Below are 24,842 nucleotides of genomic sequence, written 5' to 3'. Positions count from 1 at the left end.
GATCAGGGCGCGGCGTTGGCGCCGGGGCGCACGTAGTAGGACTGGCCACTGTCATCGACGAACATCAGCTCCGGCTTGCCCTGCCAGGAGGTGAGCATGGCGCCGGTATTGTTCTGGTGCTTGACCATCAGGCTGGCGCCACGGTCCGGGTTGGCGACGACCTTGAAGACTTCGGTGGTGCCGGTGGCATCGTCCAGAGTGAGCAGGGCTTCGCCCCCGCGGTCGCTGGTGCCATAACCGCCGCGCTCGGAACCGTCGGGGCCAAGCAGGATCAGGCCGGACAGCGCGGTTGCACGCGGTCCTTGGGTGCGGCCCCTGCTGAGGGGGTCCGGCACCGGCGCACCGAGGATCAGCCGTGGTTGGCCAGTGCCATCGTGGATGACCAGGCCGCGCGCTTCGATGATCCGCTCAGGCGATTGGCTGCGATGCAGGCTCCAGGCGGTCCAGCCGGAAACGAGCAGGGCAAGGGTCGAGACCACCAGGGTGGTCAGCAGCAGCACACGGGGCATCGGGTCGTCCTTCCTTGGATAGGCCGACGATAGCGGATGCCGGCGGGCAAAGGCCAGTTCGTTGTGTGACGATCTGTATCGTCAGTGGAAATCGCGGCTGTGGCTGCGCAGTCCCTGCAGCAGCTCATCCAGGCAGTGCATGCGCTGCACGATGACATGCTGCACGCCATCAACGCGCTCCAGGCGGCCATCGATCTGCATCAGCTGGGTGTCGACCAGCACCCGGTGCTGGCGGTCGGCCAGGTGGCGCCAGACCACGGCGTTGACCATGCCGGTCTCGTCTTCAAGGGTGAGGAAGGTAACGCCACTGGCGGTCTGTGGCCGCTGGCGCATGCGCACCAGTCCGGCGATGCGCACACGGCGGCCGTGGCCGTGCCCGGCCAGCTGTGCGGCATCCAGGCAGCCACGACTGCGCAGCTGCGCGCGCAGGAACGAAATCGGGTGGCGGCCGAGGGTGGTGCCCGTGCTGCGGTAGTCGGCCTGCATGTCCTCCCAGGCGCTGGGCAGTGGCAGGGGCACGCGGGCTTCGGCAGTGGCACGGGCCTGGTCGAACAGCGGCAGCCGGTTCTCTACGCCCGAGATATCCCAGCGTGCACGATGGCGATGGCCGCTGAGCCCGCGCAGTGCCCCGGCATCGGCCAGCAGGCCCTGCTGGCGGCGGTCCAGCGCGGTGCGCTGGCACAGGTCGCCGACGTCGTCGAACGGGCGCCGCGCGCGCTCGCGCATGATGGCCTGCACGGCATCTTCGTTGCAGCCGTCGATCAGGCGCAGGCCCAGACGGATCGCCGCCGGCCCCCTGCTGAAGTCCAGCGTGCAGTCCCAGTCGCTGTGGCGTACGTCCACGGGAAGAACGGTAATGCCATGCCGCCGTGCGTCCTGCAGCAGCTGGTCGGGGCTGTAGAAACCCAGCGGCTGGCTGTTGATCAGGCTGGCAGTGAATGCGGCCGGGTGGTGGCATTTCAGCCAGCAGCTGTTATAGGTCAGCAGGGCGAAGCTGGCGGCGTGGCTTTCCGGGAAGCCGTAATCGCCGAAGCCCTTGATCTGCTCGAACAGGTGCTCGCCGTATTCGCGACTGAAGCCGTTCTCCAGCATGCCGGCCAACAGCTTCTCGCGATGCGGTTCCAGCCCGCCACGACGTTTCCAGGCGGCCATCGAACGGCGCAGGGCATCGGCCTGGCCAGGCGTGTAGCCGGCTGCTTCGACCGCCAGCTGCATCACCTGTTCCTGGAACAATGGCACGCCCAGCGTACGCGCGAACACGCGTTCCAGCTGCGGTGGGTAGAGCGGATTGTCCGGATCGTTCAGTGCCTCCGGGCCCTGTTCGCGCAGGATCCGGCGCCGCTCCAGATAGGGGTGCACCATGTCGCCCTGGATCGGGCCGGGGCGCACGATCGCCACTTCGATCACCAGGTCATAGAACGTGCGCGGCTGCATGCGCGGCAGCATCGCCATCTGTGCGCGCGATTCGATCTGGAACACGCCGATGGTATCGGCGGCGCAGATCATGTCGAAGGTTTTCGCATCCTTGGGCGGGATGGCATCCATGCGCCCTTCGTGCAGGCCATGCTGTTTCAGCATCGCCAGGCACTTGCGGATGGCCGTGAGCATGCCCAATGCCAGGCAGTCGACCTTCATCAGGCCGGTGGCATCCAGGTCATCCTTGTCCCACTGGATGACGGTGCGGTCGGCCATCGCCGCGTTCTCCACCGGTACCAGGGTCGACAGTGGATGCTCGGAGATGACGAAACCGCCCGGGTGCTGCGACAGGTGGCGCGGAAAATCGATCAGCTCTGCGGTGAGTGCCAGCAGGCGCCGCATCAACGGCGTGTCCGGATCGAAGCCACGCTCGCGCAGGGTTTCCGGCAGCGGGATGTTGCCGCCCCAGTGGTCCATCGCCGCGCCCAGTTCGTTGACCTGGTCCATCGGCAGGCCCAGTGCGCGGGCCACGTCGCGGATCGCGCTGCGGCCACGGTAGCTGATCGCCACCGCGGTCAGTGCGGCGCGCTCGCGGCCGTAGCGCTTGAACACGTACTGCAGCACCTCCTCGCGACGCTCGTGCTCGAAGTCGATGTCGATATCCGGTGGTTCGTCGCGCTCGGCGGAGATGAAGCGCTCGAACAGCAGGTTGCTGCGTGCCGGGTCGATCTCGGTCACGCCCAGCACGAAGCACACCGCCGAGTTGGCCGCTGAGCCACGGCCCTGGCAGAGGATGTCCTGGCTGCGCGCAAAGCGCACGATGTCCTGCACGGTGAGGAAATACGAGGCGTAGTTCTTCTGCTTGATCAGCGCCAGTTCGTGCTCGATCTGCGTGCGTTGCTTCGCTTCGATGCCGCCTTTCCAGCGCCACCGGATGCCGCGCTCGACCAGCACGCGCAGCCAGCTGTCCGGATCGTGTCCTTCGGGCACCAGCTCGCGCGGATAGGTGTACTGCAGCTGTTCCAGGGTGAAGTGGCAGCGATCGGCGATGCGCAGGGTTTCAGCCAGCAGTTCGGGCGGATACAGCTGGGCCAGCGCGGTACGCGGGCGCAGGTGGCGCTCGCCATTGGGAAACAGGCGCCAGCCGGCCTCGGCCACGCTGCAGCGGTGGCGGATCGCGGTCAGTGTGTCCTGCAGGGCACGGCGACGGCGCACGTGCATGTGCACATCGCCACTGGCGACCAGGGGCAGGCGGTGGCGTTCGCCGAAGGCCTGCAGCTGCTGCAGGCGGCGTGCATCATCGTGTTCGCGGTGCAGTTCCACAGCCAGCCACAGCCGATCATCGAAGCCGGTGCGTAGCAATTCAAGATCGGTGGCGGATGGCTGCCGGTCCAGCCACAGGCACAACAAACCGTCGGGCAGGCCGAGCAGATCGTCGCGCAGGCAGCGGTATTCGCCCTTGGCAGCCCGCCGCCGACAGGTCGTGATCAACTGGCACAGCCCGGCATAGGCGGCCTGGTCGGTGCACAGCAGGGCCAGCTTCGGCCCGTCCTCGACCTGGAATTCGGCGCCGACGATCAGCGCCACGCCATGTGTCTTCGCTGCCTGCCAGGCGCGCACGATGCCGGCCAGCGAGCATTCGTCGGTGATCGCCAACGCGCGGTAGCCCTGGCCAGCGGCGCGCGCGAACAACTCTTCGGCGATCGAAGCACCGCGCTGGAAACTGAAGGCCGACAGGCAGTGCAGTTCGGCGTAGCCGGGCAGTTCGCTGTGCATGGCGGCTCAGCCGAACCAGCCGTGCAGCATCCACGGCGCATGCGGATCGTTGCGCGCGCGGAAGGCCCAGCCGCGCTGGCCATGCGCGGTTTCCACCACGTAGTAGTCGCGGCGCGCGTCAGCCTGGTCCCACCAGCCCGATTCGATCCGCTCCGGCCCGGCGATGATGCGCAGGCGCGGGTCACGCAGCGGCTGTGGAGCGTCCAGCAGCCAACCGGGGCGCAGTGGCCAGTATGCCGGTGGCCTGGCTGCTGGCTGGGTGCCGCTGGCGCGTTCGGGGCGATGGTCGGCCTGCACTGCCAGCGGCTGCACGGCGTCATCGCCGAGCCGCGCGCGCAGGCGCTCACGCAGCTGGTTCCACGGCATCGCCTGCGCCGGACGGGTATCGAACAGGTCATGCGCGGCGGGCACGAACGGCGGCAGCTGTTCGGCCTGCAGGCGCAGTGCGCGGCTGCCGGCCGGCAGGGCGAACGCTTCCATGCGGTTGCGCGCGATCTCGAACAGCAACGCGGGATCGCGTTCGGGCGCCAACAGGCCGATGGTCAGCACGCTGGCCGGCAACAGGTCATGCTCGAAATGCAGGTCGAAGCGCTGCACGCCGCCATCGCGCGAACACAGGAACGCGGCCAGGTCGAGCAGCAGGCGGCGCAGCGGGAACAGCAGGGCCTGGCTGGATTCGATCTCGTATTCGAATTCGATGCGCGCATCGAAACGGTCCGGTGGCTGGTAGTAGCGCAATGGCGCGGTGGGCAGCCCGCGCAATGCATCCAGCTGCTGCAGGACCTCGGGGGCGAAGCGCCGGGCCAGGCTGTCGCGCGGCAGCTTGAGCACCGCGCCCAACGTGCGCAGGCCGGAACGGCCAAGCACCGTCACCGCCTCGCTGGGCAGGCCGCAGCGCGCCAGGGGCAGCTGCGCCAGCGCCGCCGGCAGCTGCTGCGCATCAAGGCCGAGGCCATCGTGGACGTTGGCCAGCACGCGCGCGGCATGTGGGTTAGGCGCGGCCACCAGGCGGTGGCGGAAGCCGAGTTCGTGCAGTTCGTTGCGCAGGCGCTGCTGGATCGTCAGCCAGTCACCGAACAGGGCGCGGCTGGCACCGATTTCCAGCACCAGCGCATGCGGAAAATCGAGGCTGACCTGCGAGCTGTAGGCATAGGCCCAGCTGGCCAGCAGCTGCCGGGTGTGCTGTTCGGCATTGGGGTCGTAGTCGTGCAGGTGCATGTCCTGCACCAGTACCTGTGCAGCCGACAGCAGCATGCCCGGGCGCAGCCCTGCTGCACGTGCCGACGGGCTGACCGCGCGCAGCACGCGACGCTGCGCCGGCCCCTGCAGCAGTACCAATGGCCGCTGTGGGTCGGGCTGCAGGCGCAGCACGCTGTCCAGCGCCAACTGCGGCAACAACAGGCAGGCCCAGTGCATGGCGCGTCCTCAGTGGGCGATGGCCAGCGGCAACGGTTGTGCCGGCGGCAGGCCGCCACGGCACTTCAGCACCCGCACCTGGCCGTGGTCGAGCTGCAGGCGCAGGCTGGCCGGGGAAGGATTGCGCGCGGCCTGCGCCTCGCGGAACACGAAGCCCAGGCACTGGCCGCTGTCGGCGGCCACCTGCAGGCGGCGCAGGGCGCGGTCGTCGGCTTGATGCGGCCAGCACAGTACCGCCGCGCAGGCCGCAGAGCGCAGGCACTGTTCGGCGGCCCACAGTGCCTGCTTCGGCGTGGCCTGGATGACCTGCAGCTGGGCCAGTTCCAGCCCGGCCGCTGCCCAGGCCGGAGCGTGCGGGCGATAGGGCGGAGCGACCAGCACGATCGGGCGGTCGCGCTGGCTCAGCCTGGCCAGTGCCGGCCAGACCAGCGCCAGTTCGCCAACGCCGGGCGCCGCCTGCAGTACCTCGCACAGCCCGCTGGCCGGCCAGCCGCCGCCGGGCAGGCGTGCATCCAGTGCCGGATGGCCGCTGGCCAGATGGTCGCTGGCGGGGCCCTGGCGGGCCGGGCCACGCCACAGCTGGCGCCCGTCCAGCAGCCGGTCGAGGGCGACGACGGCACCCATCAGTCAGCCCTCCAGGGGAGGCGCCGGGCGGGCTGGAAACGGCAGGAACGGGCGGAAACGGCGGGCATGGCGCGAGTATCGACGGGCCGGTATCAGGGGCTGAGACCAGACATGCTACTCGCGTTGTAAGTAGAATTACTAATGAAATCGGAGGGTCCGGTTTCAGGTTGCTGAAGGGGGAAAGCATCCACGCATGGCGTGGATCTACTGGAGAGAGCCCCGGCAAATCCATGCCGCAGCCTGGTAGATCCACGCCATGCGTGGATAGCGGTAAAGCGCGGTGCCGACCAAGGTCGGCACCCACCCGGCATGGCCCGGCGCTACCCGGGGATGCCCCTGGTTACGGGCGCACCGGCAGCGCCACCGGGCGCAGCGGCGCGGCATCGCCACCGCGGATCTTCAGCGGGCCGCCGATGAAGGCGAATTCGTAGACCTTGTCGCGGGCCAGTTCGTCCAGCGCCACCAGCTCGATGATCGGCGCACCCTGCTGTGCCAGCAGGTAGGTGTGCAGCGGCACGTAGTCGTCGGACACCTCCGAAGGGAAGGTCTCGAAGCTGAGGTTGTCGGCACCGACGATCATCGCGCCGCCGTCCTCGACCAGGAAGCGTGCCGCGTCCAGGCCCATGCCCGGCGGGTTGGCCATGTAGGCCCTGGGCTGCTCGAACAGGCGCATGCGGCCGGTGCGGATCAGCACCACGTCGCCCTGCTGCAGTTTCACCTTCTGGCGTGCCAGCGCATCCTTCAGGTCCTGGCGGGTGACGCGGTAGCTGTCCGGCAGCATGTCCACGCCCTTGGCGGCGGCCACGTCGATCAGCACGCCACGCGCGATCAGCGGCGGGAACTTCTCGATGCCGGTGACATTCCAGCCACGGTCGCCGAGGTGCTTGTCGGCCTCGAAGCCGTTCCAGATCTTCCCGTGGATGCCGAAGTGGTTCAGCGCATCGATGTGGGTGCCGGTGTGGCTGTACATCGAGAACGCGGTGCCGGTGTAGCTGCGGGTGAGGTTCATGGTTTCGCCCACGCCCATCGGATCATCCATCACCGTGCCGCGCGGGGTGTGGGTCATCCAGAACTGGTAGTGCGGGTCGCCGGCATCCTGCCAGCTGGGCATGCCGACGTAGTATTCGGTGGCCAGGTCATAGGCCTTGCCGCCGCTGACCCGCGACAGGATCGCGGCGCGAGAGGCTTCGGTGATCAGGTTGAGGCGGCCGATCTCGTCCTTCGGCCCCCAGGGGCTGGTGCCGACCTGCTGGCCGGAGGGAACGCGTTCGTGTGCGGACACGGGGGTGGAAGCGGCGGTGGCGGCCAGCAGCAGGGCCAGCGCGGTGGACAGGGTACGTGGGGTCATGAGGAAATCTCCTTGCAGGGTGGGGGAGGGCGCGGCTCAGGCCGCGACCAAGGGCGCCAGGGCCTGGCGCAATTGCGGCAGCGGCAGGGTCTGCAGGCGCAGGCCGTTGCCGCCGATCACGGTGGGGATGGACCGGATGCCGAGCGCGGCAGCGTCGGCGCGATCGGCCTGCACGCGCTGGCGCACCGCGTCGCTGCGCATGTGGTCAGCGAAGGCGCCACGTGGATGGCCCAGCGATTCGGCAATATCCAGCAGCACTTCGGCATCGCCGATGTTGCGGTGCTGGTGCAGGTGTGCCCATTGCACCGCGTCGAACATCGCGCCATGGGCATCATTGCCACCGATCAGTCCTGCGGCCTGGCAGGCCAGTGCGCCGAGCCAGCCGGAGGGATACTCGAAGTCCTGTGCGCGCATGCCTTCGATATCGATGCGCGCGGTGTCTTCATGCGCGGCGCAGTCGGTCCAGTGGCGCAGGATGATCGCCTTGGCGCGCGCCATCGAGCCGAACACCTCGACCATCTGCGCGCGCGAATCCTGCAGCACGAAGCTGCGGTGGCGCACCTGGATGCCGAGTTCGGCCGATACCTGCTGCAGGCGCGGGGCCAGCACGAAGCACCAGCCGCAGACCACGTCGTGGAAGAAATCGACCACCGGCGCTGCGGTGGCGGGGGAAGGAACGGAAGACATCTGCCTGCCATCGGTGAGAGGGGAGGCGGCAGAGTAGGCAGCGCGGCGTGGCCGAAACAGCACGCTGCGGGCAGCTCAGTTTTCGCTGGCGGTTACGAATCCAGACCGGCGCAGCCGGGCAGCTCGGCGTGCAGGAAGTCGATGAAGGCACGCACCTTGGGCTGCAGATGGCGCGAGGTGGGGTAGACCGCATGCACGAAGCGCGGCGGATAGCGATGGTCGGGCAGCACCTGCTGCAGTTCGCCACGGGCCAGCGCTGGTGCCGCCAGGAACGAGGGCAGGGCGCCGATGCCCATGCCGGCCACCAGCAGGTCACGCAATAGCAGGCTGTTGTTGACGGTCACGCGTGCCGGCAGGGTGATCGTCACCTGCCCATCCGGGCCGAGCAGCGGCCAACTGCCGGGCGAGTCGGACAGGCTGTAGGCCAGCACGCTATGCGCCTGCAGATCGCCTACTGCCTGGGGTGCCGGATGCTGCTGCAGGTAGGACGGCGCCGCGCACAGCACCTGCTGCAGCGAGGCCAGCCGGCGTGCCACCAGTCGTGAGTCATCAAGCTCAGCGCGCAATCGTAGCGACACATCGAAACCCTCGCCGACCGCATCGAGCAGGCGGTCTTCCATCACCAGGTCCAGCGACAGCTGCGGATGCTGCTGCAGGAAGCGGGGCAGTAGCGGCGACAGCGTGCTCAGCGCGAACGACTGCGGCACATTGACGCGCAGGCGCCCGGTCACCTCGCCACGCTGCTCGGCGATGCCACGTTCCAGCGCTTCCAGCTCGTCGAGCAGGCGGCAGCATTCGCGGTAATAGGCGTGGCCGGTTTCGGTCAGGCTCATGCGCCGCGTGGTCCGCTGCAGCAGTACCACGCCCAGATGCGCTTCCAGCGTGCGCAGCTGTTTGCTGAGCCCGGCGGGCGACATGCCCAGGTCTTCGGCGGCACGAGCGAGCCCGCCGCGTTCGACGATGCGGCGGAAGGCACGCATCAGGTTGAAGGAATCCATGCCGGTCCCGGGCGCGATGAGGGCGCCATTGTAGATCCACGCCATGCGTGGATGTGGGAAACGCGGTGCGGCAGGGTTGCGCCGTTTGTTCAAGCCGGCAACCCGCACGTGGCGCCAGCATGCAGGCCCCTCATTTCCCGGGTTGCCCATGAAGCACTGGATCCTGCGCCTGTATGCCCCGTTGTTCCTGCTGGGGTTCGTTGCCACTGCCGTCGTCTGGGTCGGCCACTGCCATGGCGATCCGTTGTGGCTGCTGGCCCTGCTGGCGATCGCCATTGCGGTCTCGTTCGTCGCTGAGCGCGCCTGGCCGTATGACCCTGCGTTCAACCATGACCAGGGCGACCGTGTGCGTGATGCCCTGCACGCGCTGGTCAACGAGAGCCTGAACCTGCTGTCGATCGCCACGGTGCCGCTGCTGGCGGCGATCATTCCGTGGCAGGTCTGGCCGCTGCAGTGGCCGTTCGCGCTGCAGGTACTGGTGGCGATCATCGCTGCCGATCTCGGCATCACCCTGGTGCACTACGCAAGCCATCGCATCGGCTGGTTGTGGCGCCTGCATGCGGTGCATCACAGCGTGACCCGCATGTACGGATTCAACGGGCTGATGAAACACCCACTGCACCAGGCGGCCGAAGCGGTGGGAGGTGTGCTGCCATTGTTGCTGCTGGGCCTACCGATGCCGGTGGCGGCGGTGCTGGCGTTTGCCATCGCCATCCAGCTGCTGCTGCAGCACTCCAACGTGGACATGCGCCCGGGTGTGCTGGGCCGGGTGATGGCGTGGGCACCGCTGCATCGCTTCCATCACATGCGTTACGGCACCGCCGGTGACGTCAACTTCGGCCTGTTCCTGACCGCATGGGATCATCTGCTGGGGACCGCCTTCGATGCGCCCGGTTATCGGCTGCAGCAATGTGATCTCGGCATCGGCAGCCAACCGGACTATCCGCGCGATTACGCGGGGCAGCTGCTGGCGCCGTTTCGTGAACTGCCGCATGGCGAGGTGCCGGAGCTGCCCGAAGGCCTGCGCAGGCGCGGGTGATCGGCCGTGTCAGGTCGCGTGCAACTGCAGGCCCTGCAGCTGTGCGGCACCGATGCCGAACATGCGGCGCAGGCTGCGCGAGAGATGGGCCAGGTCGGCGAAGCCGGCGGCATGCGCGCTGGCGGTCAGGCTGTGCCCCTGCAGGTGGTGCGCGAGCGCGGTACGCAAGCGCTGCCACAGCACCCAGCCGCGCAGGGTCACCGCCAGGTCGGACTGGAAACGCCGGTGCAGCTGGCTGGTTGACAGGTGCGCGGCTTCGGCGATGTCGGCAGCCGGCACCGGGCCGGGCAGGTACTGGGCGATACGGGCCAACGCCGCCTGCACGCGGCGGTCCAGCGGTTGCGGGCGGCTCAGCCGTGGCAACCAATCGCGCAGCTCCAGCGCGTTGCCCGGCAGCGCGTGCAGATGCTGCTGGATCTGGGTGGGATCGGCGTGGGCCGGCTCAAGGAACACCGTGCAGCCTGCTTCCGGTGCCGACAGGATCGCGTGCGGCTGGAACGAAGGCAGCCATAGCCGCTGGCCCTGCTGCTGTACGCCATCGATCTCGACGTGCCAGGGCGTACCGTCGCTCAGCAGCAATTGATGGGCGTAGTGCGCATGCAAAGCGCTGTCACCGGCATGGCCGTGCAGCACGGCGGCGTGCGCATCCAGCAGCAACGTGCCGTTCCAGGGCAGGGCGGGGGAAGACATGACGGGATTGTAGATCCACGCCATGCGTGGATGAATCTCCATCGAAATCGAGTAATTCGACAATGAAACGAAGAGCATCCACGCATGGCGTGGATCTACTGCAGGTCGCGAGAGACTGTCGAAGGCGGGGTGGGTCCGGTTGCGGGGCGTGAGCGCCATGGATGGCGCGACCGAGCTTACATGGACGTACTTGCAGCGCCCCCCGCAGCCGGACCCACCCCGCCATCCCACAGGAAGCCCGCTTTTGCTTCGGCTGTTGCTTCTGAGGTTGCCGGCCAGCGGCCGGCACTACCGCGGGGGCCGGGCGCAGCCCGGCCGTGCGTCCCTCACCGCCCGTGCGGATCCGGCCGGTGATGCACGTACTCGACCACCGTGCCATCGGGATGCACCGCATTGAACGCCGCCCCGGTCGGGACCACCTGCAACGGGAAGATGATCTCGGCGCCGGCGGCGACCAGTTTGTCGTGATAAGGCCGAACGTCATCGACCAGCAGTGTCCCCGTGGTCGAGGTGAACGGCGCCAGCGCCGCCTCGCTGCCCTCGATCAACAGGAACGCACCGACCATGGCCAGGCGCAGCCCGGCCTCCGGAAACGGAAAGCCCGCATCGGCCACCACGCCCTGCAACTGCTCGTAGAACGCCACGCTGCGTTCCAGCTCACCGGGGGCCACGAACACACGGATCAGCACGCGCGGTGCGCGCTGGCTGGAGGTATCGCAGCGGTCGCGCCAGAGATGGTCGAAGTCGCGATGTACGTTCATGGGCTCGGTTCGTGGCCAGGGACCTTCATTATCGGCAGCCTCGCACGGCGCGCTGATGACCGCCGGTGATGGCCTGATAACTGCAGGCTGGGATCGCCCCTGTGACTTAGGTCCTGTTGACAGGTGTGAACGCCCTCGCACAATCTTCACAGGATTGGGTCGCCCTGCGCGGCCCGGGCAGGCAGGTTGTCACGCCGGGAGGAGGGTCCCGCGCGCAGACCGGCCCGTCCTTCGGCCTGCGGGAGGTTGCCTGGCAACCCCTGCGCGGCATGAACGCTGCACCCTTCGGCGGCACTTTCCCTGGACCGATTGCCTTGGCAACGGAATTACGCCTGTCGATGAAAACGTTTACAAAGCCGCTTGTACTGTCCCTGGCCCTGTCCGCTGCACTGGCCGCTCCGGCCTGGGCCGACCCTGCCGCGTTCACCGTGCTGACCCTAGAACAGGCCCCGACCGCCGAGGCGATGCCGGCCCTGGCCGCCCAGCTGAAGACCCTGCAGGTGGACGCAGTGAGCGTGCGCCAGGTGCAGCGCGGCATCGGCCAGGTCGATCCGCTGCAGGTGCTGGCCGACGGACTGGGTTACGAATACCGCTTCATTGCTGCGGGCAAGGACGATGGCCAGACCCAGCGCGGCCAGGCCGTACTGACCCGGCTGCCGATCGCCGCTGAATCCGGCCCGGACCAGCCGGGCCTGAACTACCTGCGCCTGGACGATGGCCGCCACACCGTGGCGGTCTATACCGATGCCGGTGCAGGTGCCGCGCAGCTGCCAGCGCTGGTCACCCGTTCGCGGCTGGGTGCACCGGCGGTGCTGCTCGGCGCAGTGGCCGGTGAATCGGCCAAGGCCGCCGGCTTCGATCCGGCGCGTGTGGCGCTGGAAGCGGATGCCAGCTATTTCAGCGACGGTTTCCAGGCCGCCAGCAGCGCGCCGTTCAAGGTGGAAGGCAGCGCCTTGCGCGCCACCCTGCTGACACTGGCCTATGCCGCCGACAAGCACGGCGAAAAGCCATGGATGGACACCGCCCTCAACGCCGATGCGCGCGCTGCGCTGCTGCTGAAGGCGATGACCGAGGATGAGAAGTTCCAGATGCTGCACAGCTACTTCGGGCTGGGCAAGGATGGTGGCCCACTGCCGGAAGGCGCGGTCGGTTCGGCCGGTTTCGTGCCGGGCGTGGCGCGGCTGGGCATTCCGTCGCAGCAGTCGGCCGATGCCGGCGTCGGCGTGACCAATCCGGGCGGCATCCGTCCGGGCGATTTCGCCACGGCAATGCCCTCAGGCCCATCCACCGCGTCCAGCTGGAACCGCGAAGTCGCCTTCGCAGGTGGCGCGACCATGGGCCGCGAGGCGTGGCAGCAGCGCTTCAACATCCTGCTGTCGGGCAGCGTCAACCTGCAGCGCGATCCACGCAACGGCCGCAACTTCGAATATGCCGGTGAGGACCCGCTGCTGGCCGGTTCGATGGTCGGCGCGCTGATCCAGGGCGTGCAGAGCCAGCACGTGATCTCCTCGATGAAGCACTTCGCGCTGAACGACATGGAGACCCGGCGCAACTTCCACGACGTGCGCATCGGCGAACAGGCCATGCACGAGTCGGACCTGCTGGCCTTCGAGATCGCGCTGGAGGCTGGCCGCCCGGGCGTGGCGATGTGCTCGTACAACAAGATCAACGGCACCTACGGCTGCGAGAACGGCTACCTGATGAACCAGGTGCTGAAGCAGGAATGGAAGTTCCCCGGTTTCGTGATGTCTGACTGGGGCGGCGTGCACAGCGGTTCGAAGGCGGCGCTGGCCGGCCTGGACCAGCAGTCGGCCGGTGAAGTGTTCGACGCGGCGGTGTTCTTCGACGAACCGCTGCGTCTGGCCGTGCATGGCGGCGTGGTGCCGCAGGCGCGCTTGAATGACATGGTCACGCGCATCCTGCGCACGATGTTCCTGCACGGCAACTTCGACAACCCGCCGCAGCACCAGAAGGTGGATGCCGAGGCCGGCTTCGCCGTCGCCCAGCGTACGGTGGAAGAAGGCAGCGTGCTGCTGCGCAATGAGGGCAACCTGCTGCCGCTGGCCGACAGCGTGAAGCGCATCGTCATCATCGGCGGCCATGCCGACAAGGGCGTGATCGGCGGCGGTGGTTCGTCGATGGTGGGCGTCACCGCCAAGGGCACCAATGCGGTGCCGGGCGTGCTGCCGACCACCTGGCCGGGCCCGGTGATCTTCCACCCGTCCTCGCCGCTGGAATCGCTGCGTGCGGCGCGCCCTGACGCAACCATCGAATATGTGGACGGCACCAATGCCGCCGCTGCGGCCAGGGCCGCCGCGCAGGCCGATGTGGCCATTGTGTTTGCCACGCAATGGGCCGCCGAATCTGTGGACCTGCCGGACATGCAGCTGCCGGACAACCAGGACGCACTGATCTCGGCGGTGGCCGCGGCAAACCCGAAGACCGTGCTGGTGCTGGAAACCAACGGCCCGGTGCGCACACCGTGGCTGGCGCAGGTGCCAGCGATGCTGCAGGCCTGGTACCCGGGCATCCGCGGCGGCGAAGGCATCGCCGCGCTGCTGACCGGCCAGGTCAATCCGTCCGGCCGCCTGCCGGTGACCTGGGTGACGGACGAATCGCAGCTGCCGCGCCCGCATATCGATGGCCTCGGCTTCAAGCCGGCCAAGCCGTTCGGTGATGTGTTCGATTTCGATATCGAAGGCGCCAACGTCGGCTACAAGTGGATGGCGGTCAAGGGCCTGACCCCGACCTTCGCCTTTGGCCATGGCCTGTCCTACACCTCGTTCGCCTATGACAACCTGAAGGTGAGCGTGGAAGGCTCGCGCCTGGTCGCCAGCGTCGATATCCGCAATACCGGCAAGCGCGCCGGCGCCGACGTGGCCCAGCTGTACCTGAAGCTGCCGGCCGGCAGCACCACGCCGATCCGCCTGATCGGCTACGACAAGGTGAACCTGCAGCCGGGCGAACAGCGCCGCATCCGCATCGAAGCCGAGCCGAAGACCCTGGCCCACTACGATGCACAGGCGCGGCAGTGGAAGATCGACGGTGGCACCTACCAGGTGCAGCTGTCGCGCAATGCCGCCGAGCCGCTGCAGACGGTAGATGTGCAGCTGGTGGAGCAGGTGCTGCGCTGATGCCTGACGACACGGCCCGCACAGGGCCGTGTCCGTTCGTGGTGTTCCTGTAGAGCCGAGCCCACGCTCGGCTGAAGAACGGTCAATCGAACCGACGGGCAGCCGAGCATGGACTCGGCTCTACAAAGGTGCGGTGCCGAACCACCTGCGCAGGAAATCGATCAGCTGCCGCACCTTCGGTGAAGGCTGCGAACTGTGCGGATAGACCGCGTAGACACTCTGCTGCGGGAAGCGGTGCTGGCGCAGCACCGGGCGCAGCCGGTCCTGGGCCAGGTCGTCCTCGATCAGCCAGCGTGGCAGCACGGTGACCCCGGCGCCGGCCAAGGCGAACGCGCGCAGGCTGCTGGCACCATCCACGCGTACCACGGCGTTGCCCGGGTTGGTGGCAAACAAGGCATCGCTGCCGTCAGGTGCAACCACCGGCACATCGGCCAGGCGCGGATAGCCCAGGCGGGGCAGGGTGCCCAGGAGTACTGGATCATCGGCAGCCTCGGCAGAGGGCAGGCGCGCCAGCAGTGACGGCGCCGCCACCGCGTACAGCGGGTGGCGCTCCAGTTCATTGGCGTGCAGGCCCGAGTCCGGCAGGCGGCCGAGGCGAATCGCCAGGTCGAAGCGTTCGGGAATGAGGTCCGCTGGCGCTGGAGAAGTTGAAAGGTGCAGCTGCAGGGCCGGGTGCTGCGCGCGGAACGCCTCCAACGCGGGAATCAGGCGTAGCTGGGCGTACTCCGGTGTGGTGGTCAGGCGCAGCACGCCCTGCAGCTGGTGCTGGTCGCGGCGCGCGGCATCGATCGCCGCCTGCGCAGCATCCAGTGCCTGCACGCAATGTTGCAGGAACTGCTCGCCGGCCTCGGTCAGGGACAGGTGGCGGGTACTGCGCAACAGCAGGGTCACGCCCAGCTCCTGCTCCAGCCGCTTCAGGTTGAAGCTGACCACCGCGCGGCTGAGGCCGAGCCGATCGGCCGCAGCGGTCAGGCTGCCGGCTTCGACCACGGCACGGAAGATATCGAAGCGATCGAGGCTGACCATGGCGATTCATTGTCAAAACAGATTTGACAGTGTTGCAGCTGCCGTCGTGTTTTTCCAATGGGGTCCGGGCGGCATGCTGGCTGCTTCCTCGCTGGAGCGCCGCCGATGCCGTCCCCCCGCCTGCGCCATGAGGCGATCTTCCTGCTGGTATTCGCCCTGGATCTGGTCAATATGTTCATCGCCACGGTGGCCTATCCGGCATTGGCAGCGGAGCTGCACGCCGACGTGAGCACCCTGGCCTGGGTCGGCACGGCGTACATGCTGGGCCTGAGCATGGTGATTCCGCTGGCGCCGTGGCTGGCCGCACGCTGTGGCGAGCGTCGCTTGCTGCTGGCGGCGTTGCTGTTGTTCGCGGTCGCCGCTGTGCTAGCTGGCGCAGCGCCAGGAATCGGCTGGCTGCTCGGCTGGCGCCTGCTGCAGGGCCTGGCCGGTGGCCTGCTGATTCCCGTGGCGCAAGCCGCAGCGTACCGGCAATGCACGCCCGACCAACGTGGCGCGCTGACCCGCCGCATCCTGCTGGTGGCGCTGCTGGTGCCAGCACTGGCGCCGGCGCTGGGCGGGCTGCTGGTGCAGTGGCTGTCCTGGCGCGGTGTGCTCTGGGCCAGCCTGCCGTTGGCGGTAGCGGTCATCGGTCTGGTGCTGGCCTGGATGCCGGCCGATGGCGCGCGCAGTGCGCCGCGCCTGCAGGCCTATGCCTTGTCCACCGCGATGCTGGCGCTGGGTGCGCTGCTGCTGGCGCTGACCTGGCTGGGCGAATCGGGACATCGCGGTGCAGGTGCCGTGTTGCTGCTGGCCGCGCTGTTGCTGGCGGCGACGCACCTGCGACATGCACGTCGGCAGGCGCAGCCACTGCTGCGCTGGTCGCTGCTGTCCCATCGCGGGCTGCGGCTGGCGATGCTGGTGTATCTCGCCGTACCAGGTGTGTTCATCGGCAGCCAACTGGTCAGTACCCTGCAATTGCACCACGCCGGTTACAGCGCGGCACGCATCGGCGCGCTGATGCTGCCCTGGGCGCTGGCTGGGGCCATCGCGATCATGGCCAGCAAGCGCCTGCTGGCTCGCTTCGGTCCGGCCGCGGTACTGCGCGCCGGCATGCTCCTGCAGGCCAGCGGCCTGTTGTTGATGGCGCTGCTGCCGCAGCCGGCCTTCGTGCTGGCCGGATTGTTGTTCGCGTTGATGGGCGCCGGCGGCAGCCTGTGCAGCAGCACCGCGCAGACGCTGGCCTTCCATGGCGTGGAAGGTGAGGCGTTGGGCGATGCCAGTGCACTCTGGAACCTCAACCGCCAGCTCAGCTTCTGCCTCGGCACCGCCGCCATCGCACTGCTGCTGGCATTGGCCATGCAATGGCTGCCGGAACGCGCCACCAGCGTGGCGCTGGGTTTGGCCGCTGCAATGACGCTGCTGCCGATGACGCTGCTGCGCCGTCCGCAATCGATCTCTCTTTCCCAACCCGAGACAATGCAATGATGATGACCGCAGAGAACGAGTTCCATGATCTGATCGCCAAGCTGCAGGCCTGGTTTCGTGCGGAAGCAGCCGCCAGTACGCTGGATGCGCTGATGGATCATTTCTGCACCGACTTCAGCATGGTCGGTATTGCTGGGCAGCGCCTGGACCGCGAAGCACTGGCCGGCATGTTCGCTGGCGGCCACGGTGCCCGCCCGGGCCTGCGTATCGAAGTCGATGCCCTGCAGTTCATTGCGGTGCCGGCACCGTTGGCAATGCTGCGCTACCGTGAAGGGCAGGGCGTTGCTGAAGGTGGGATGGCCTGGCGTGAAGCACTGGCCGTGCTGCGGCAGGAAGACGGCCGTTGGCGTTGGCTGGCGTTGCATGAAGTAACGGCAGCCTGATCGGGTAGTGCCGGCCGCTGGCCGGCAACTTCATGATCCTGGGCGCGTTACGCGGTTGCCGGCCAGCGGCCGGCACTACCTTTCGCCGACGAGCGCAGCGGCACCGCAGGCACATGTGCCATCAGTCCTGCCCGCATCCACCGAAGAATGCAAAGCCTGCGCACACTTCACGGCGCCAGGCAGGAGTAGGCTTGAGGCTTTCCTGCCGGGAGGGGTTGTCCATGCGTGTGCGTGCCGTCGCTGTAGCCATTGCCCTTTGCCTGTCCAGCACCGTGCTGGCCGCCGATACCCCGCCGATGACCCCGGATATCAGCGGCAAGCCGTTCGTTGCCCCGGATGTCGGTCGCGACTACGACAAGCGCGTGGTGATGGTGCCGATGCGTGATGGCACCAAGCTGTACACGGTGATCGTGGTGCCCAAGGGCGCCCACAATGCGCCGATTCTGCTGACCCGGACCCCCTATGATGCTGCCGGTCGCGCCAGCCGCAGTGATTCGCCGCGCATGCGCGACCTGTTGCCGCAGGGTGACGAGGTGTTTGTCGACGGCGGCTACATCCGCGTGTTCCAGGATATCCGCGGCAAGTATGGTTCCGAGGGCGATTACGTGATGACCCGGCCGCTGCGCGGGCCGTTGAACAACACCAAAGTCGACCATTCCACCGATGCCTGGGACACCATCGACTGGCTGGTGAAGAACGTGCCGGAGAGCAATGGCAAGGTCGGCATGCTCGGCTCGTCGTACGAGGGCTTCACCGTGGTGATGGCGCTGACCGACCCGCACCCGGCACTGAAAGTGGCCGCACCACAGAGCCCGATGGTCGATGGCTGGATGGGTGACGACTGGCTCAACTACGGTGCGTTCCGCCAGGTCAACTTCAACTACTTCGCCATGCAGACCGAGAAGCGCGGCAAGGGTACGCCGCTGCCCAGCCTCGGCTACGACGACTACAGCACCTTCCTGCGCATCGGCTCGGCAGGCGACTACGCGCGTTTCACCGGCGTGGACCAGTTGACCTGGTGGAAGAAGCTGGTCGAGCATCCGGCCTATGACGGCTTCTGGCAGGGCCAGGCGCTGGACGCGGTGATGGCAAAGACACCGCTGAAGGTGCCGACCATGTGGCTGCAGGGCCTGTGGGACCAGGAGGACATGTGGGGTGCCAACCACGCCTATCAGGCGATGGAAGGACGCGATAGCGGCAACAACCGCAATTACCTGGTGATGGGGCCGTGGCGACACAGCCAGGTGAACTACAGCGGCAGCGAACTGGGTGCGCTGAAGTTCGACGGCGATACCGCGCTGCAGTTCCGCCGCGACGTGCTCAAGCCCTTCTTTGACCAGTACCTGGTGGATGGCGCGCCGAAGGCCGATACGCCACCGGTGCTGATCTACAACACCGGCGAAAACCACTGGGACCGCTTGAAGGGCTGGCCGCGCAGCTGCGACAAGGGGTGTGCCGCCAGCAGCAAGCCGCTGTACCTGCGCGCCGGGGGCAAGCTGGCGTTCCAGGCACCGGCGGCGGGCGAGGGTGATTTCGAGGAATACGTGTCCGACCCGGCCAAGCCGGTGCCGTTCGTGCCGCGCCCGGTGCGCTTCGGTGACCGCGACATGTGGACCACCTGGCTGGTCAAGGACCAGCGCTTTGTCGATGGTCGCCCGGACGTGCTGACCTTCATCACCGAACCGCTGACCGCGCCGCTGCGCATCGGCGGCGCGCCGGTGGTGCATCTGCAGGCGTCGACCAGTGGCACCGACAGCGACTGGGTGGTGAAGCTGATCGACGTGTATCCGGACCAGGAAGCGTCGACGCCGGAAATGGGGGGCTACGAGCTGCCGGTGTCGCTGGCGATCTTCCGTGGCCGCTACCGCGAGAGCTTCAGCGATCCGAAGCCGCTGGCCGCCAACCAGGTGCTGCCGTATCGCTTCGATCTGCCCAACGCCAACCATACGTTCCAGAAGGGCCACCGGGTGATGGTGCAGGTGCAGTCCAGCCTGTTCCCGCTGTACGACCGCAATCCGCAGACCTACGTGCCGAACATCTACCTGGCCAAGCCGGGCGATTACCAGAAGGCCACGCAGCGGGTCTGGCATAGCGCGGCGCAGGCCAGCTACATCGATCTGCCGGTGTATTGAGGCCCGCAGGGTGACGCCGGGCCGTGCCTGGTAGCACGTGGTAGTGCCGGCCGCTGGCCGGCACCCGCAATGGCGCAGGAGCGTGTCGACCAAGGTCGACACCTGCCAGGGCCCGGGCCTTCAGCCCACCTTCGAGGGGCCCGTACGCCAGCGGCTGGGGACCAGGCCGAAGCGCTTGCGGAACGCGGCGGCGAAGTTGCTGGGGTGGCGGTAGCCGCTGGCGGCGGCAGCCTGCTCGACGGTCCATCCGTTCTCGCGCAGGCCCTGTTCGGCATGGCGCATGCGCTGCTCATGCAGGTAGTCGAACACCGAGCTTCCATATTGCTGGGCAAAATGGCGGCGCAAGGAGCTGGGGCTCATGCAGGCCAGCTGGGCCAGTTCGATCAGGCTGTGGGCATGGCTGGGGTCGTCATGCAGATAGCTGCGCACTCGCTCCAGCCGCTCGCGCTGGCCGGCGCGCAGCGTGCGTACATGCTCGGTCTGCATATCCTCGGCCTGCAGGCCGACGGCCAACACCTGCAGGGCCACGCCTTCGCGCCACAGCGCATCGATGTCGTCCTGCCAGGGGCTGTCGAACAATTGGGCGAGCGTCGGCAGCAAGGCATGCGGAATGGCCCAGTGGCGGCACTGCAGAGGGGAATGAAGGACCCGTTGCAGTGCCGGCAGGCGCAGCATGTCCACGTCCAGATCGGCCGGTACGCTCAAGCTGACCCCGCGCAGGTGGCTGCCACCGGGATGCAGCCCGGCCATCGACACAGGTTCATGGTGGCTGGTGGTCATGCCTGTGCCGGCGCGCAGGGTGAACCCCTTGCGACGAGGAAACTGGACATCCACTTCGCCCTGAAGCATCAGGCGGATGGTCAGGCCGGCACCGTGCACAGCGGTGGCCGTGTAGGTGAACCGGTTGTGCACGTCCGAGGCGATCAGGCCCAGGCCACCGCGCAGTGACTGTTCGTGGACGTCGCCACGCCCTGCCCATTGGTCGTCGCGCAGTTCACTCCCTTCGATCCGGTAGTCGTAGCCATGGCGTTCGCCGAACTGGCGGTAATCAGCAAAAGTGAAATATCGGGACATCGCTCTGCGCAAACACAGGTTGAATTGAATGTGTCGAAGAAACTGGAAGCGTTTCCCATTGTCGCCGCGATTCGCGCGCTTTTGACTTCGATAAGGTCAAAACGATTTGCGATTACGGCCAAAGTGAAAAAGCAGAAGAACATACGCCGGGGTTTTGAACGCATATCCGTACGCAATTCCATACATAAACTGCAGTTGAGGTTTCATGGCTGGAACGATCTGGAGATGCGATGTCAGCCCGGCCATCACGGGCGCGCGCGTAAGGTAGGTAGGTTGGCTGCTGCAGGCCACTTCGATACCCCCGCATTTGGAGAACGCAGATGATTGACTACCAGCTCACCGGCAAGACCGCGATCGTGACCGGAGGCGTGTCGGGCATCGGCCTGGCCGTGGCCCAGACGCTGGCCGCATCCGGTGCCCGTATCTCGGTCTGGGACCTCAAGCAGGATGCAGTGGATGCCACCGTGGCGCAGTTGCGCAGCACCGGCACACAGGCCATCGGCATCGCGCTGGACGTCACCGACGACGCGGCGGTGGAGGCAGCGGTGCAGCGCACGATCAAGGAACTCGACGGCCTGCACGTGGCGGTCAACAACGCCGGCATCAGCGGGCCGGCCGCCGCCAGCGGTGACTATCCTATCGATGGCTGGCAGCGCGTGATCGATGTCAACCTCACCAGCGTGTTCCTGTGCCAGCGTGCGCAGATCCAGGCCATGCGCGCGGCCGGCACGGGCGGCAGCATCATCAACATGGCCTCGATCCTGGGCCAGGTGGGCTATGCCGGTTCCACTGCGTACGTGGCGGCCAAGCACGGCGTGGTCGGGCTGACCCAGACCGCAGCGTGGGAACATGCGGTTGACGGCATACGTGTCAACGCGGTGGGTCCGGGCTTCATCAGCACGCCACTGCTGGAGAAGATGGACCCGAAGGTGCGCGCCACGCTGGAAGGGCGGCACGCGTTGAAGCGGCTGGGTACGCCGGAGGAAGTGGCCGCATTGGTAGCCTGGCTGGCCAGCGACGATGCCTCGTTCGCGACCGGCACGTACTACGCCATCGATGGTGGCTACCTCGCGCAGTGATGCGCTGAACGCGGGTTGCGGCGTCGCCGGGCATCGCCCGGCGCTACCGGGTGAACGCACTGTGGGGTGGCCTTCACCTCTGTGCCACGCATGCCACGCGACGCTCAGGAAAATTCCGGAGCCTGCCCATGGAACTCACCCAGGATGTCTCGATCCTGCTGCGCGTAGCCGCAGCGATGCTGTTCGGCGGTGTGCTCGGTGTCGAGCGGGAAATGGGCAAGCACGCCGCCGGCCTGCGTACGCACATGCTCATTGCCGGAGCGGCGGCATTGATCGTCGGTCTCGGCGACTCGGTGGCCGAGCATTTCCAGCAGGAGCGTTACCGCGACCTGCTGCAGGTTGATCCGGTGCGCCTGATCGAAGCGGTGGTGGCCTGCGTCGGCTTCGTGGCCGCTGGCACCATTCTGCGCGGCTCACGCGAGGACCAGGTCAGCGGCTTGACCACGGCCAGTTCGCTGATCATGGCGGCGGCGATCGGGATTGCGGTGGGGATCAGCAAGTACGTGATCGCGATCGGGGTCAGCGTGCTGTGCGTGCTGGTGCTGGCGGTGATGCGGCGGTTGGAGAAACGGATCTCGTAGGGAAGGTCGAGTTGCCGGCCAGCGGCCGGCACCACCATGAAGGCTCCAATGGTCAGACCAATAAAGGGCTAGCCCTATGGTCTAATAGGCTCTTCGTCGGAGTGGCGGTTAAATCCGCTGCAAGTGGTCTGATCGCAATCATTAATGGTAATACCAATGATCGACAGCCACGGCGACCCACCGCCTGCGGTGGGCTCCTTCCGTTTCCAGTCGAGAGTCTTCATGCAGCCCTGGCAACACCTGTACGACCCCGCCGGCAACCTGTGGCTGTCGAGCCTGATCGCGCTGCTGCCGATCGCGTTCTTCTTCGTTGCCCTGGCCGTGCTGCGCATGAAGGGCTGGCTGGCCGGCACGATCACCGTGGCCATCGCACTCGGCGTGGCCCTGTTGTTCTACCGCATGCCGTTGCCCCAGGCGCTGGGCGCGGCCGGCTTCGGTTTCGTCTACGGCCTGTGGCCCATCGCGTGGATCATCATCGGTGCGGTGTTCCTCTACAAAGTTTCGGTCAAGACCGGGCAATTCGACATCATCCGCGCCTCGATCCTGTCCGTGACTGAAGACCAGCGCCTGCAGATGCTGATGGTCGGCTTCGCCTTTGGCGCCTTCCTGGAAGGTGCGGCCGGTTTCGGTGCGCCAGTGGCGATAACCGCGGCGCTGCTGGTCGGGCTGGGCTTCAAGCCGCTGTATGCCGCCGGCCTGTGCCTGATCGTCAACACCGCGCCGGTAGCGTTCGGCGCGATGGGCATTCCGATCATCGTGGCCGGGCAGGTCACCGGCCTGGATGCATTCGAGATCGGCCAGATGGCCGGTCGCCAGCTGCCGTTCCTGACCATCATCGTGCTGTTCTGGATCATGGCGATCATGGATGGCTGGCGCGGCATCAAGGAAACCTGGCCGGCGGTGCTGGTGGCCGGTGGCTCGTTCGCCATCGCGCAGTACCTGACCTCCAACTTCATCGGCCCGGAGCTGCCGGACATCACCGCCTCGCTGGCGTCGCTGGTGTGCCTGACCCTGTTCCTGCGCCGCTGGAAGCCGGTACGGATCTTCCGTTTCGACACCGAAACCAGCGCCGAGGCGGCCGCACAGGCGCTGGAGGCACCGCTCCACAGCGTCGGCCAGATCGCCAGGGCATGGTCGCCGTTCCTGATCCTCACCGCGATGGTCACGCTGTGGAGCATCAAGCCGTTCAAGTCGCTGTTCGCGGCGGGCGGCCCGCTGGAAGGCTGGGTGCTGAAGATCCCGGTGCCAGGCCTGGACCAGCTGGTGCAGAAGATGCCACCGATCGTGGCTGCGCCGCTGAGCTATGAAGCCATCTACAAGTTCGACTGGTTCTCGGCCACCGGTACCTCGATCATCCTGGCCGCGTTGATCGCCATCATCGCGCTGCGCATGCCGGTCCGTTCGGCGCTGCAGACCTTCGGCGAGACCGTGCGTGAGCTGCGCATGCCGATCTACTCGATTGGCATGGTGCTGGCGTTCGCCTTCATCGCCAACTACTCGGGACTGTCTGCCACGTTGGCCCTGGCGCTGGCGCATACCGGCGACGCGTTCCCGTTCTTCTCACCGTTCCTGGGCTGGCTGGGCGTGTTCCTGACCGGTTCGGATACCTCGTCCAATGCCTTGTTCTCGGCACTGCAGGCCACCACCGCACAGCAGATCGGCGTGTCCGACGTGCTGCTGGTGGCGGCCAACACCACCGGCGGTGTCACCGGCAAGATGATCTCGCCGCAGTCGATCGCCATTGCCTGCGCGGCGGTCGGCCTGGCCGGCAAGGAGTCGGATCTGTTCCGCTTCACGGTCAAGCACAGCCTGATCTTCACCACGATGGTCGGCCTGATCACCCTGGCCCAGGCTTACTGGCTGACCTGGATGATTCCCTGAGCCATGCGCGGCTGGCCGACCACCCGCTGCGCGCTTCGGGCCACAATGGCGCCATGAGCACGCAACGTATTTCGGACAAGGTGGCTGCGCAGCTGCGCGGCCTGGTGCAGGAACAACAGCTGCAGCCGGGCGACCGGCTGCCGGCCGAGCGCACCCTGGCGGTGCAGCTGGGGGTCTCGCGCACGGCCTTGCGCGAGGCCATCGCGCAGCTGGCCAGCCAGGGTCTGTTGACCGCACGGGTCGGTGGCGGCACCTACGTGGCCGAGCCTGCGGCACGCGCGCGGCAGGCGCTGGATGAACCGCTGGCGCCGTACCTGCCGCTGTTCCAGGGCGACCCGGAATACCGCTTCGACGTGCTGGAGATCCGCCACGCGCTGGAAGGTGCCACCGCCTGGCATGCGGCGCTGCGGGCCACCGACGAGGACCGCGCGCGCATCGCACAGGCCTTCCAGACCATGATGGATGCGCACGGCAAGGACGACCCCACCGGCGAGGCGGAGGCCGACGCGGCCTTCCACCTGTCCATCGCCGAGGCCTCGCACAACCTGGTGCTGCTGCAGGTGATGCGCGGGCTGTTCGAACTGCTGCAGACCAACATCTCGCAGAGCCGCGAAAAGCTCTACACCTCGGCGAGGACCTTCTCGCCGCTGTCCGACCAGCACCGCGAGATGATGGATGCGGTGCTGGCCGGCGACCCCGAACGCGCGCGCGCCGCCGCGCATGCCCACCTCGAGTTCGTGCACACCACGCTGCGCACCCTCGATGACAACGAAGCCCGGCGTGCGCGGGCCTCGCGCCTGCCTTCCCCCCACGGTTGACCC

At 67.3% G+C, this 24,842-nt stretch carries 20 protein-coding genes; 9 read left to right on the top strand and 11 right to left on the bottom strand.

What is annotated here, in order from left to right; genetic code table 11:
- Positions 1–2: 2 nt before the first annotated feature.
- From ACUDTM_RS04730 to ACUDTM_RS04700, 7 genes are all read right to left on the bottom strand, one after another.
- Complete coding sequence (locus ACUDTM_RS04730) at positions 3–509, bottom strand: hypothetical protein (protein WP_069138254.1); 507 nt, start codon at positions 507–509, stop codon at positions 3–5.
- Positions 510–590: 81 nt separating this feature from the next.
- Positions 591–3,701: an error-prone DNA polymerase gene (locus ACUDTM_RS04725; RefSeq protein WP_072167457.1), complete on the bottom strand. Its 3,111-nt coding sequence runs from the start codon at positions 3,699–3,701 to the stop codon at positions 591–593.
- Between the two features lie 6 nt (positions 3,702–3,707).
- Positions 3,708–5,117 carry a Y-family DNA polymerase gene (locus ACUDTM_RS04720; protein WP_334271342.1) on the bottom strand — a complete coding sequence of 470 codons (1,410 nt, stop codon included), beginning with the start codon at positions 5,115–5,117 and terminating at the stop codon, positions 3,708–3,710.
- A 9-nt stretch (positions 5,118–5,126) separates the two neighbouring features.
- Positions 5,127–5,741, bottom strand: a complete 615-nt coding sequence (gene imuA, locus ACUDTM_RS04715; RefSeq protein ID WP_053499642.1) for a translesion DNA synthesis-associated protein ImuA — start codon at positions 5,739–5,741, stop codon at positions 5,127–5,129.
- A gap of 340 nt (positions 5,742–6,081) precedes the next feature.
- Positions 6,082–7,089, bottom strand: a complete 1,008-nt coding sequence (locus ACUDTM_RS04710) for a cyclase family protein (RefSeq protein WP_072167459.1) — start codon at positions 7,087–7,089, stop codon at positions 6,082–6,084.
- Between the two features lie 36 nt (positions 7,090–7,125).
- Positions 7,126–7,776, bottom strand: a complete 651-nt coding sequence (locus ACUDTM_RS04705; RefSeq protein ID WP_061479094.1) for a DsbA family oxidoreductase — start codon at positions 7,774–7,776, stop codon at positions 7,126–7,128.
- Between the two features lie 92 nt (positions 7,777–7,868).
- The gene (locus ACUDTM_RS04700; protein WP_172412164.1) at positions 7,869–8,819 is read right to left on the bottom strand and encodes a LysR family transcriptional regulator; all 951 of its coding nucleotides are present in this window, start codon (positions 8,817–8,819) and stop codon (positions 7,869–7,871) included.
- Positions 8,820–8,922: 103 nt separating this feature from the next.
- On the opposite strand from ACUDTM_RS04700, the gene ACUDTM_RS04695 reads away from it, so the two are divergent.
- Positions 8,923–9,813: a sterol desaturase family protein gene (locus ACUDTM_RS04695; RefSeq protein WP_088497897.1), complete on the top strand. Its 891-nt coding sequence runs from the start codon at positions 8,923–8,925 to the stop codon at positions 9,811–9,813.
- A gap of 9 nt (positions 9,814–9,822) precedes the next feature.
- Here ACUDTM_RS04695 and ACUDTM_RS04690 read toward each other — a convergent pair whose 3' ends face one another.
- A complete protein-coding gene (locus ACUDTM_RS04690; protein WP_072167461.1) occupies positions 9,823–10,527 on the bottom strand; it encodes an AraC family transcriptional regulator in 705 nt (234 codons plus the stop codon).
- Positions 10,528–10,829: 302 nt separating this feature from the next.
- Complete coding sequence (locus ACUDTM_RS04685; RefSeq protein WP_227837766.1) at positions 10,830–11,264, bottom strand: VOC family protein; 435 nt, start codon at positions 11,262–11,264, stop codon at positions 10,830–10,832.
- Between the two features lie 338 nt (positions 11,265–11,602).
- On the opposite strand from ACUDTM_RS04685, the gene ACUDTM_RS04680 reads away from it, so the two are divergent.
- Positions 11,603–14,398: a beta-glucosidase family protein gene (locus ACUDTM_RS04680; protein WP_353080429.1), complete on the top strand. Its 2,796-nt coding sequence runs from the start codon at positions 11,603–11,605 to the stop codon at positions 14,396–14,398.
- A 120-nt stretch (positions 14,399–14,518) separates the two neighbouring features.
- Here ACUDTM_RS04680 and ACUDTM_RS04675 read toward each other — a convergent pair whose 3' ends face one another.
- Positions 14,519–15,424 (bottom strand): LysR family transcriptional regulator, encoded by a 906-nt coding sequence (locus tag ACUDTM_RS04675; protein ID WP_088496137.1) that lies wholly within the window; start codon positions 15,422–15,424, stop codon positions 14,519–14,521.
- 105 nt (positions 15,425–15,529) lie between these two features.
- Here ACUDTM_RS04675 and ACUDTM_RS04670 point away from each other — a divergent pair, with 105 nt between their 5' ends.
- The 3 genes from ACUDTM_RS04670 (at position 15,530) to ACUDTM_RS04660 (ending at position 19,406) form a co-directional block, all read left to right on the top strand.
- Positions 15,530–16,891 (top strand): MFS transporter, encoded by a 1,362-nt coding sequence (locus ACUDTM_RS04670; RefSeq protein ID WP_445391197.1) that lies wholly within the window; start codon positions 15,530–15,532, stop codon positions 16,889–16,891.
- Positions 16,888–17,274 carry a DUF4440 domain-containing protein gene (locus ACUDTM_RS04665; protein WP_088496136.1) on the top strand — a complete coding sequence of 129 codons (387 nt, stop codon included), beginning with the start codon at positions 16,888–16,890 and terminating at the stop codon, positions 17,272–17,274. The genes ACUDTM_RS04670 and ACUDTM_RS04665 overlap by 4 nt, the downstream gene beginning before the upstream one ends.
- A gap of 221 nt (positions 17,275–17,495) precedes the next feature.
- Positions 17,496–19,406 (top strand): CocE/NonD family hydrolase, encoded by a 1,911-nt coding sequence (locus ACUDTM_RS04660; RefSeq protein WP_088496135.1) that lies wholly within the window; start codon positions 17,496–17,498, stop codon positions 19,404–19,406.
- A 120-nt stretch (positions 19,407–19,526) separates the two neighbouring features.
- Here the strand turns inward: ACUDTM_RS04660 and ACUDTM_RS04655 are convergent, their stop codons facing one another.
- Complete coding sequence (locus ACUDTM_RS04655) at positions 19,527–20,480, bottom strand: helix-turn-helix transcriptional regulator (RefSeq protein WP_072167468.1); 954 nt, start codon at positions 20,478–20,480, stop codon at positions 19,527–19,529.
- A gap of 320 nt (positions 20,481–20,800) precedes the next feature.
- Between ACUDTM_RS04655 and ACUDTM_RS04650 the strand changes: the two genes are divergently transcribed.
- The 4 genes from ACUDTM_RS04650 to lldR all read left to right on the top strand — a co-directional run bounded on the left by ACUDTM_RS04650 (position 20,801) and on the right by lldR (position 24,839).
- On the top strand, positions 20,801–21,559 hold the full coding sequence (locus tag ACUDTM_RS04650) for an SDR family NAD(P)-dependent oxidoreductase (RefSeq protein ID WP_088496134.1): 759 nt from the start codon (positions 20,801–20,803) through the stop codon (positions 21,557–21,559).
- A 128-nt stretch (positions 21,560–21,687) separates the two neighbouring features.
- Entirely contained in the window at positions 21,688–22,140 is a 453-nt protein-coding gene (locus tag ACUDTM_RS04645) for an MgtC/SapB family protein (protein WP_005413774.1), read from the top strand.
- A 222-nt stretch (positions 22,141–22,362) separates the two neighbouring features.
- Positions 22,363–24,021 carry an L-lactate permease gene (gene lldP, locus ACUDTM_RS04640; protein ID WP_227837776.1) on the top strand — a complete coding sequence of 553 codons (1,659 nt, stop codon included), beginning with the start codon at positions 22,363–22,365 and terminating at the stop codon, positions 24,019–24,021.
- Between the two features lie 53 nt (positions 24,022–24,074).
- Entirely contained in the window at positions 24,075–24,839 is a 765-nt protein-coding gene (gene lldR, locus ACUDTM_RS04635; protein WP_353080430.1) for a transcriptional regulator LldR, read from the top strand.
- The last annotated feature ends 3 nt before the right edge of the window (positions 24,840–24,842 follow it).

Source organism: Stenotrophomonas maltophilia group sp. vghtpe118, assembly GCF_052605195.1.
This window is presented reverse-complemented; position numbering and strand designations above follow the sequence as displayed.

What these genes read in the sequence shown, in the direction of transcription:
- ACUDTM_RS04730 (WP_069138254.1), bottom strand. Translation starts at nt 509, where the DNA reads ATGCCCCGTGTGCTGCTGCTGACCACCCTGGTGGTCTCGACCCTTGCC.
- ACUDTM_RS04725 (WP_072167457.1), bottom strand. Translation starts at nt 3,701, where the DNA reads ATGCACAGCGAACTGCCCGGCTACGCCGAACTGCACTGCCTGTCGGCC.
- ACUDTM_RS04720 (WP_334271342.1), bottom strand. Translation starts at nt 5,117, where the DNA reads ATGCACTGGGCCTGCCTGTTGTTGCCGCAGTTGGCGCTGGACAGCGTG.
- imuA (WP_053499642.1), bottom strand. Translation starts at nt 5,741, where the DNA reads ATGGGTGCCGTCGTCGCCCTCGACCGGCTGCTGGACGGGCGCCAGCTG.
- ACUDTM_RS04710 (WP_072167459.1), bottom strand. Translation starts at nt 7,089, where the DNA reads ATGACCCCACGTACCCTGTCCACCGCGCTGGCCCTGCTGCTGGCCGCC.
- ACUDTM_RS04705 (WP_061479094.1), bottom strand. Translation starts at nt 7,776, where the DNA reads ATGTCTTCCGTTCCTTCCCCCGCCACCGCAGCGCCGGTGGTCGATTTC.
- ACUDTM_RS04700 (WP_172412164.1), bottom strand. Translation starts at nt 8,819, where the DNA reads ATGGCGTGGATCTACAATGGCGCCCTCATCGCGCCCGGGACCGGCATG.
- ACUDTM_RS04695 (WP_088497897.1), top strand. Translation starts at nt 8,923, where the DNA reads ATGAAGCACTGGATCCTGCGCCTGTATGCCCCGTTGTTCCTGCTGGGG.
- ACUDTM_RS04690 (WP_072167461.1), bottom strand. Translation starts at nt 10,527, where the DNA reads ATGGCGTGGATCTACAATCCCGTCATGTCTTCCCCCGCCCTGCCCTGG.
- ACUDTM_RS04685 (WP_227837766.1), bottom strand. Translation starts at nt 11,264, where the DNA reads ATGAACGTACATCGCGACTTCGACCATCTCTGGCGCGACCGCTGCGAT.
- ACUDTM_RS04680 (WP_353080429.1), top strand. Translation starts at nt 11,603, where the DNA reads ATGAAAACGTTTACAAAGCCGCTTGTACTGTCCCTGGCCCTGTCCGCT.
- ACUDTM_RS04675 (WP_088496137.1), bottom strand. Translation starts at nt 15,424, where the DNA reads ATGGTCAGCCTCGATCGCTTCGATATCTTCCGTGCCGTGGTCGAAGCC.
- ACUDTM_RS04670 (WP_445391197.1), top strand. Translation starts at nt 15,530, where the DNA reads ATGCCGTCCCCCCGCCTGCGCCATGAGGCGATCTTCCTGCTGGTATTC.
- ACUDTM_RS04665 (WP_088496136.1), top strand. Translation starts at nt 16,888, where the DNA reads ATGATGATGACCGCAGAGAACGAGTTCCATGATCTGATCGCCAAGCTG.
- ACUDTM_RS04660 (WP_088496135.1), top strand. Translation starts at nt 17,496, where the DNA reads ATGCGTGTGCGTGCCGTCGCTGTAGCCATTGCCCTTTGCCTGTCCAGC.
- ACUDTM_RS04655 (WP_072167468.1), bottom strand. Translation starts at nt 20,480, where the DNA reads ATGTCCCGATATTTCACTTTTGCTGATTACCGCCAGTTCGGCGAACGC.
- ACUDTM_RS04650 (WP_088496134.1), top strand. Translation starts at nt 20,801, where the DNA reads ATGATTGACTACCAGCTCACCGGCAAGACCGCGATCGTGACCGGAGGC.
- ACUDTM_RS04645 (WP_005413774.1), top strand. Translation starts at nt 21,688, where the DNA reads ATGGAACTCACCCAGGATGTCTCGATCCTGCTGCGCGTAGCCGCAGCG.
- lldP (WP_227837776.1), top strand. Translation starts at nt 22,363, where the DNA reads ATGCAGCCCTGGCAACACCTGTACGACCCCGCCGGCAACCTGTGGCTG.
- lldR (WP_353080430.1), top strand. Translation starts at nt 24,075, where the DNA reads ATGAGCACGCAACGTATTTCGGACAAGGTGGCTGCGCAGCTGCGCGGC.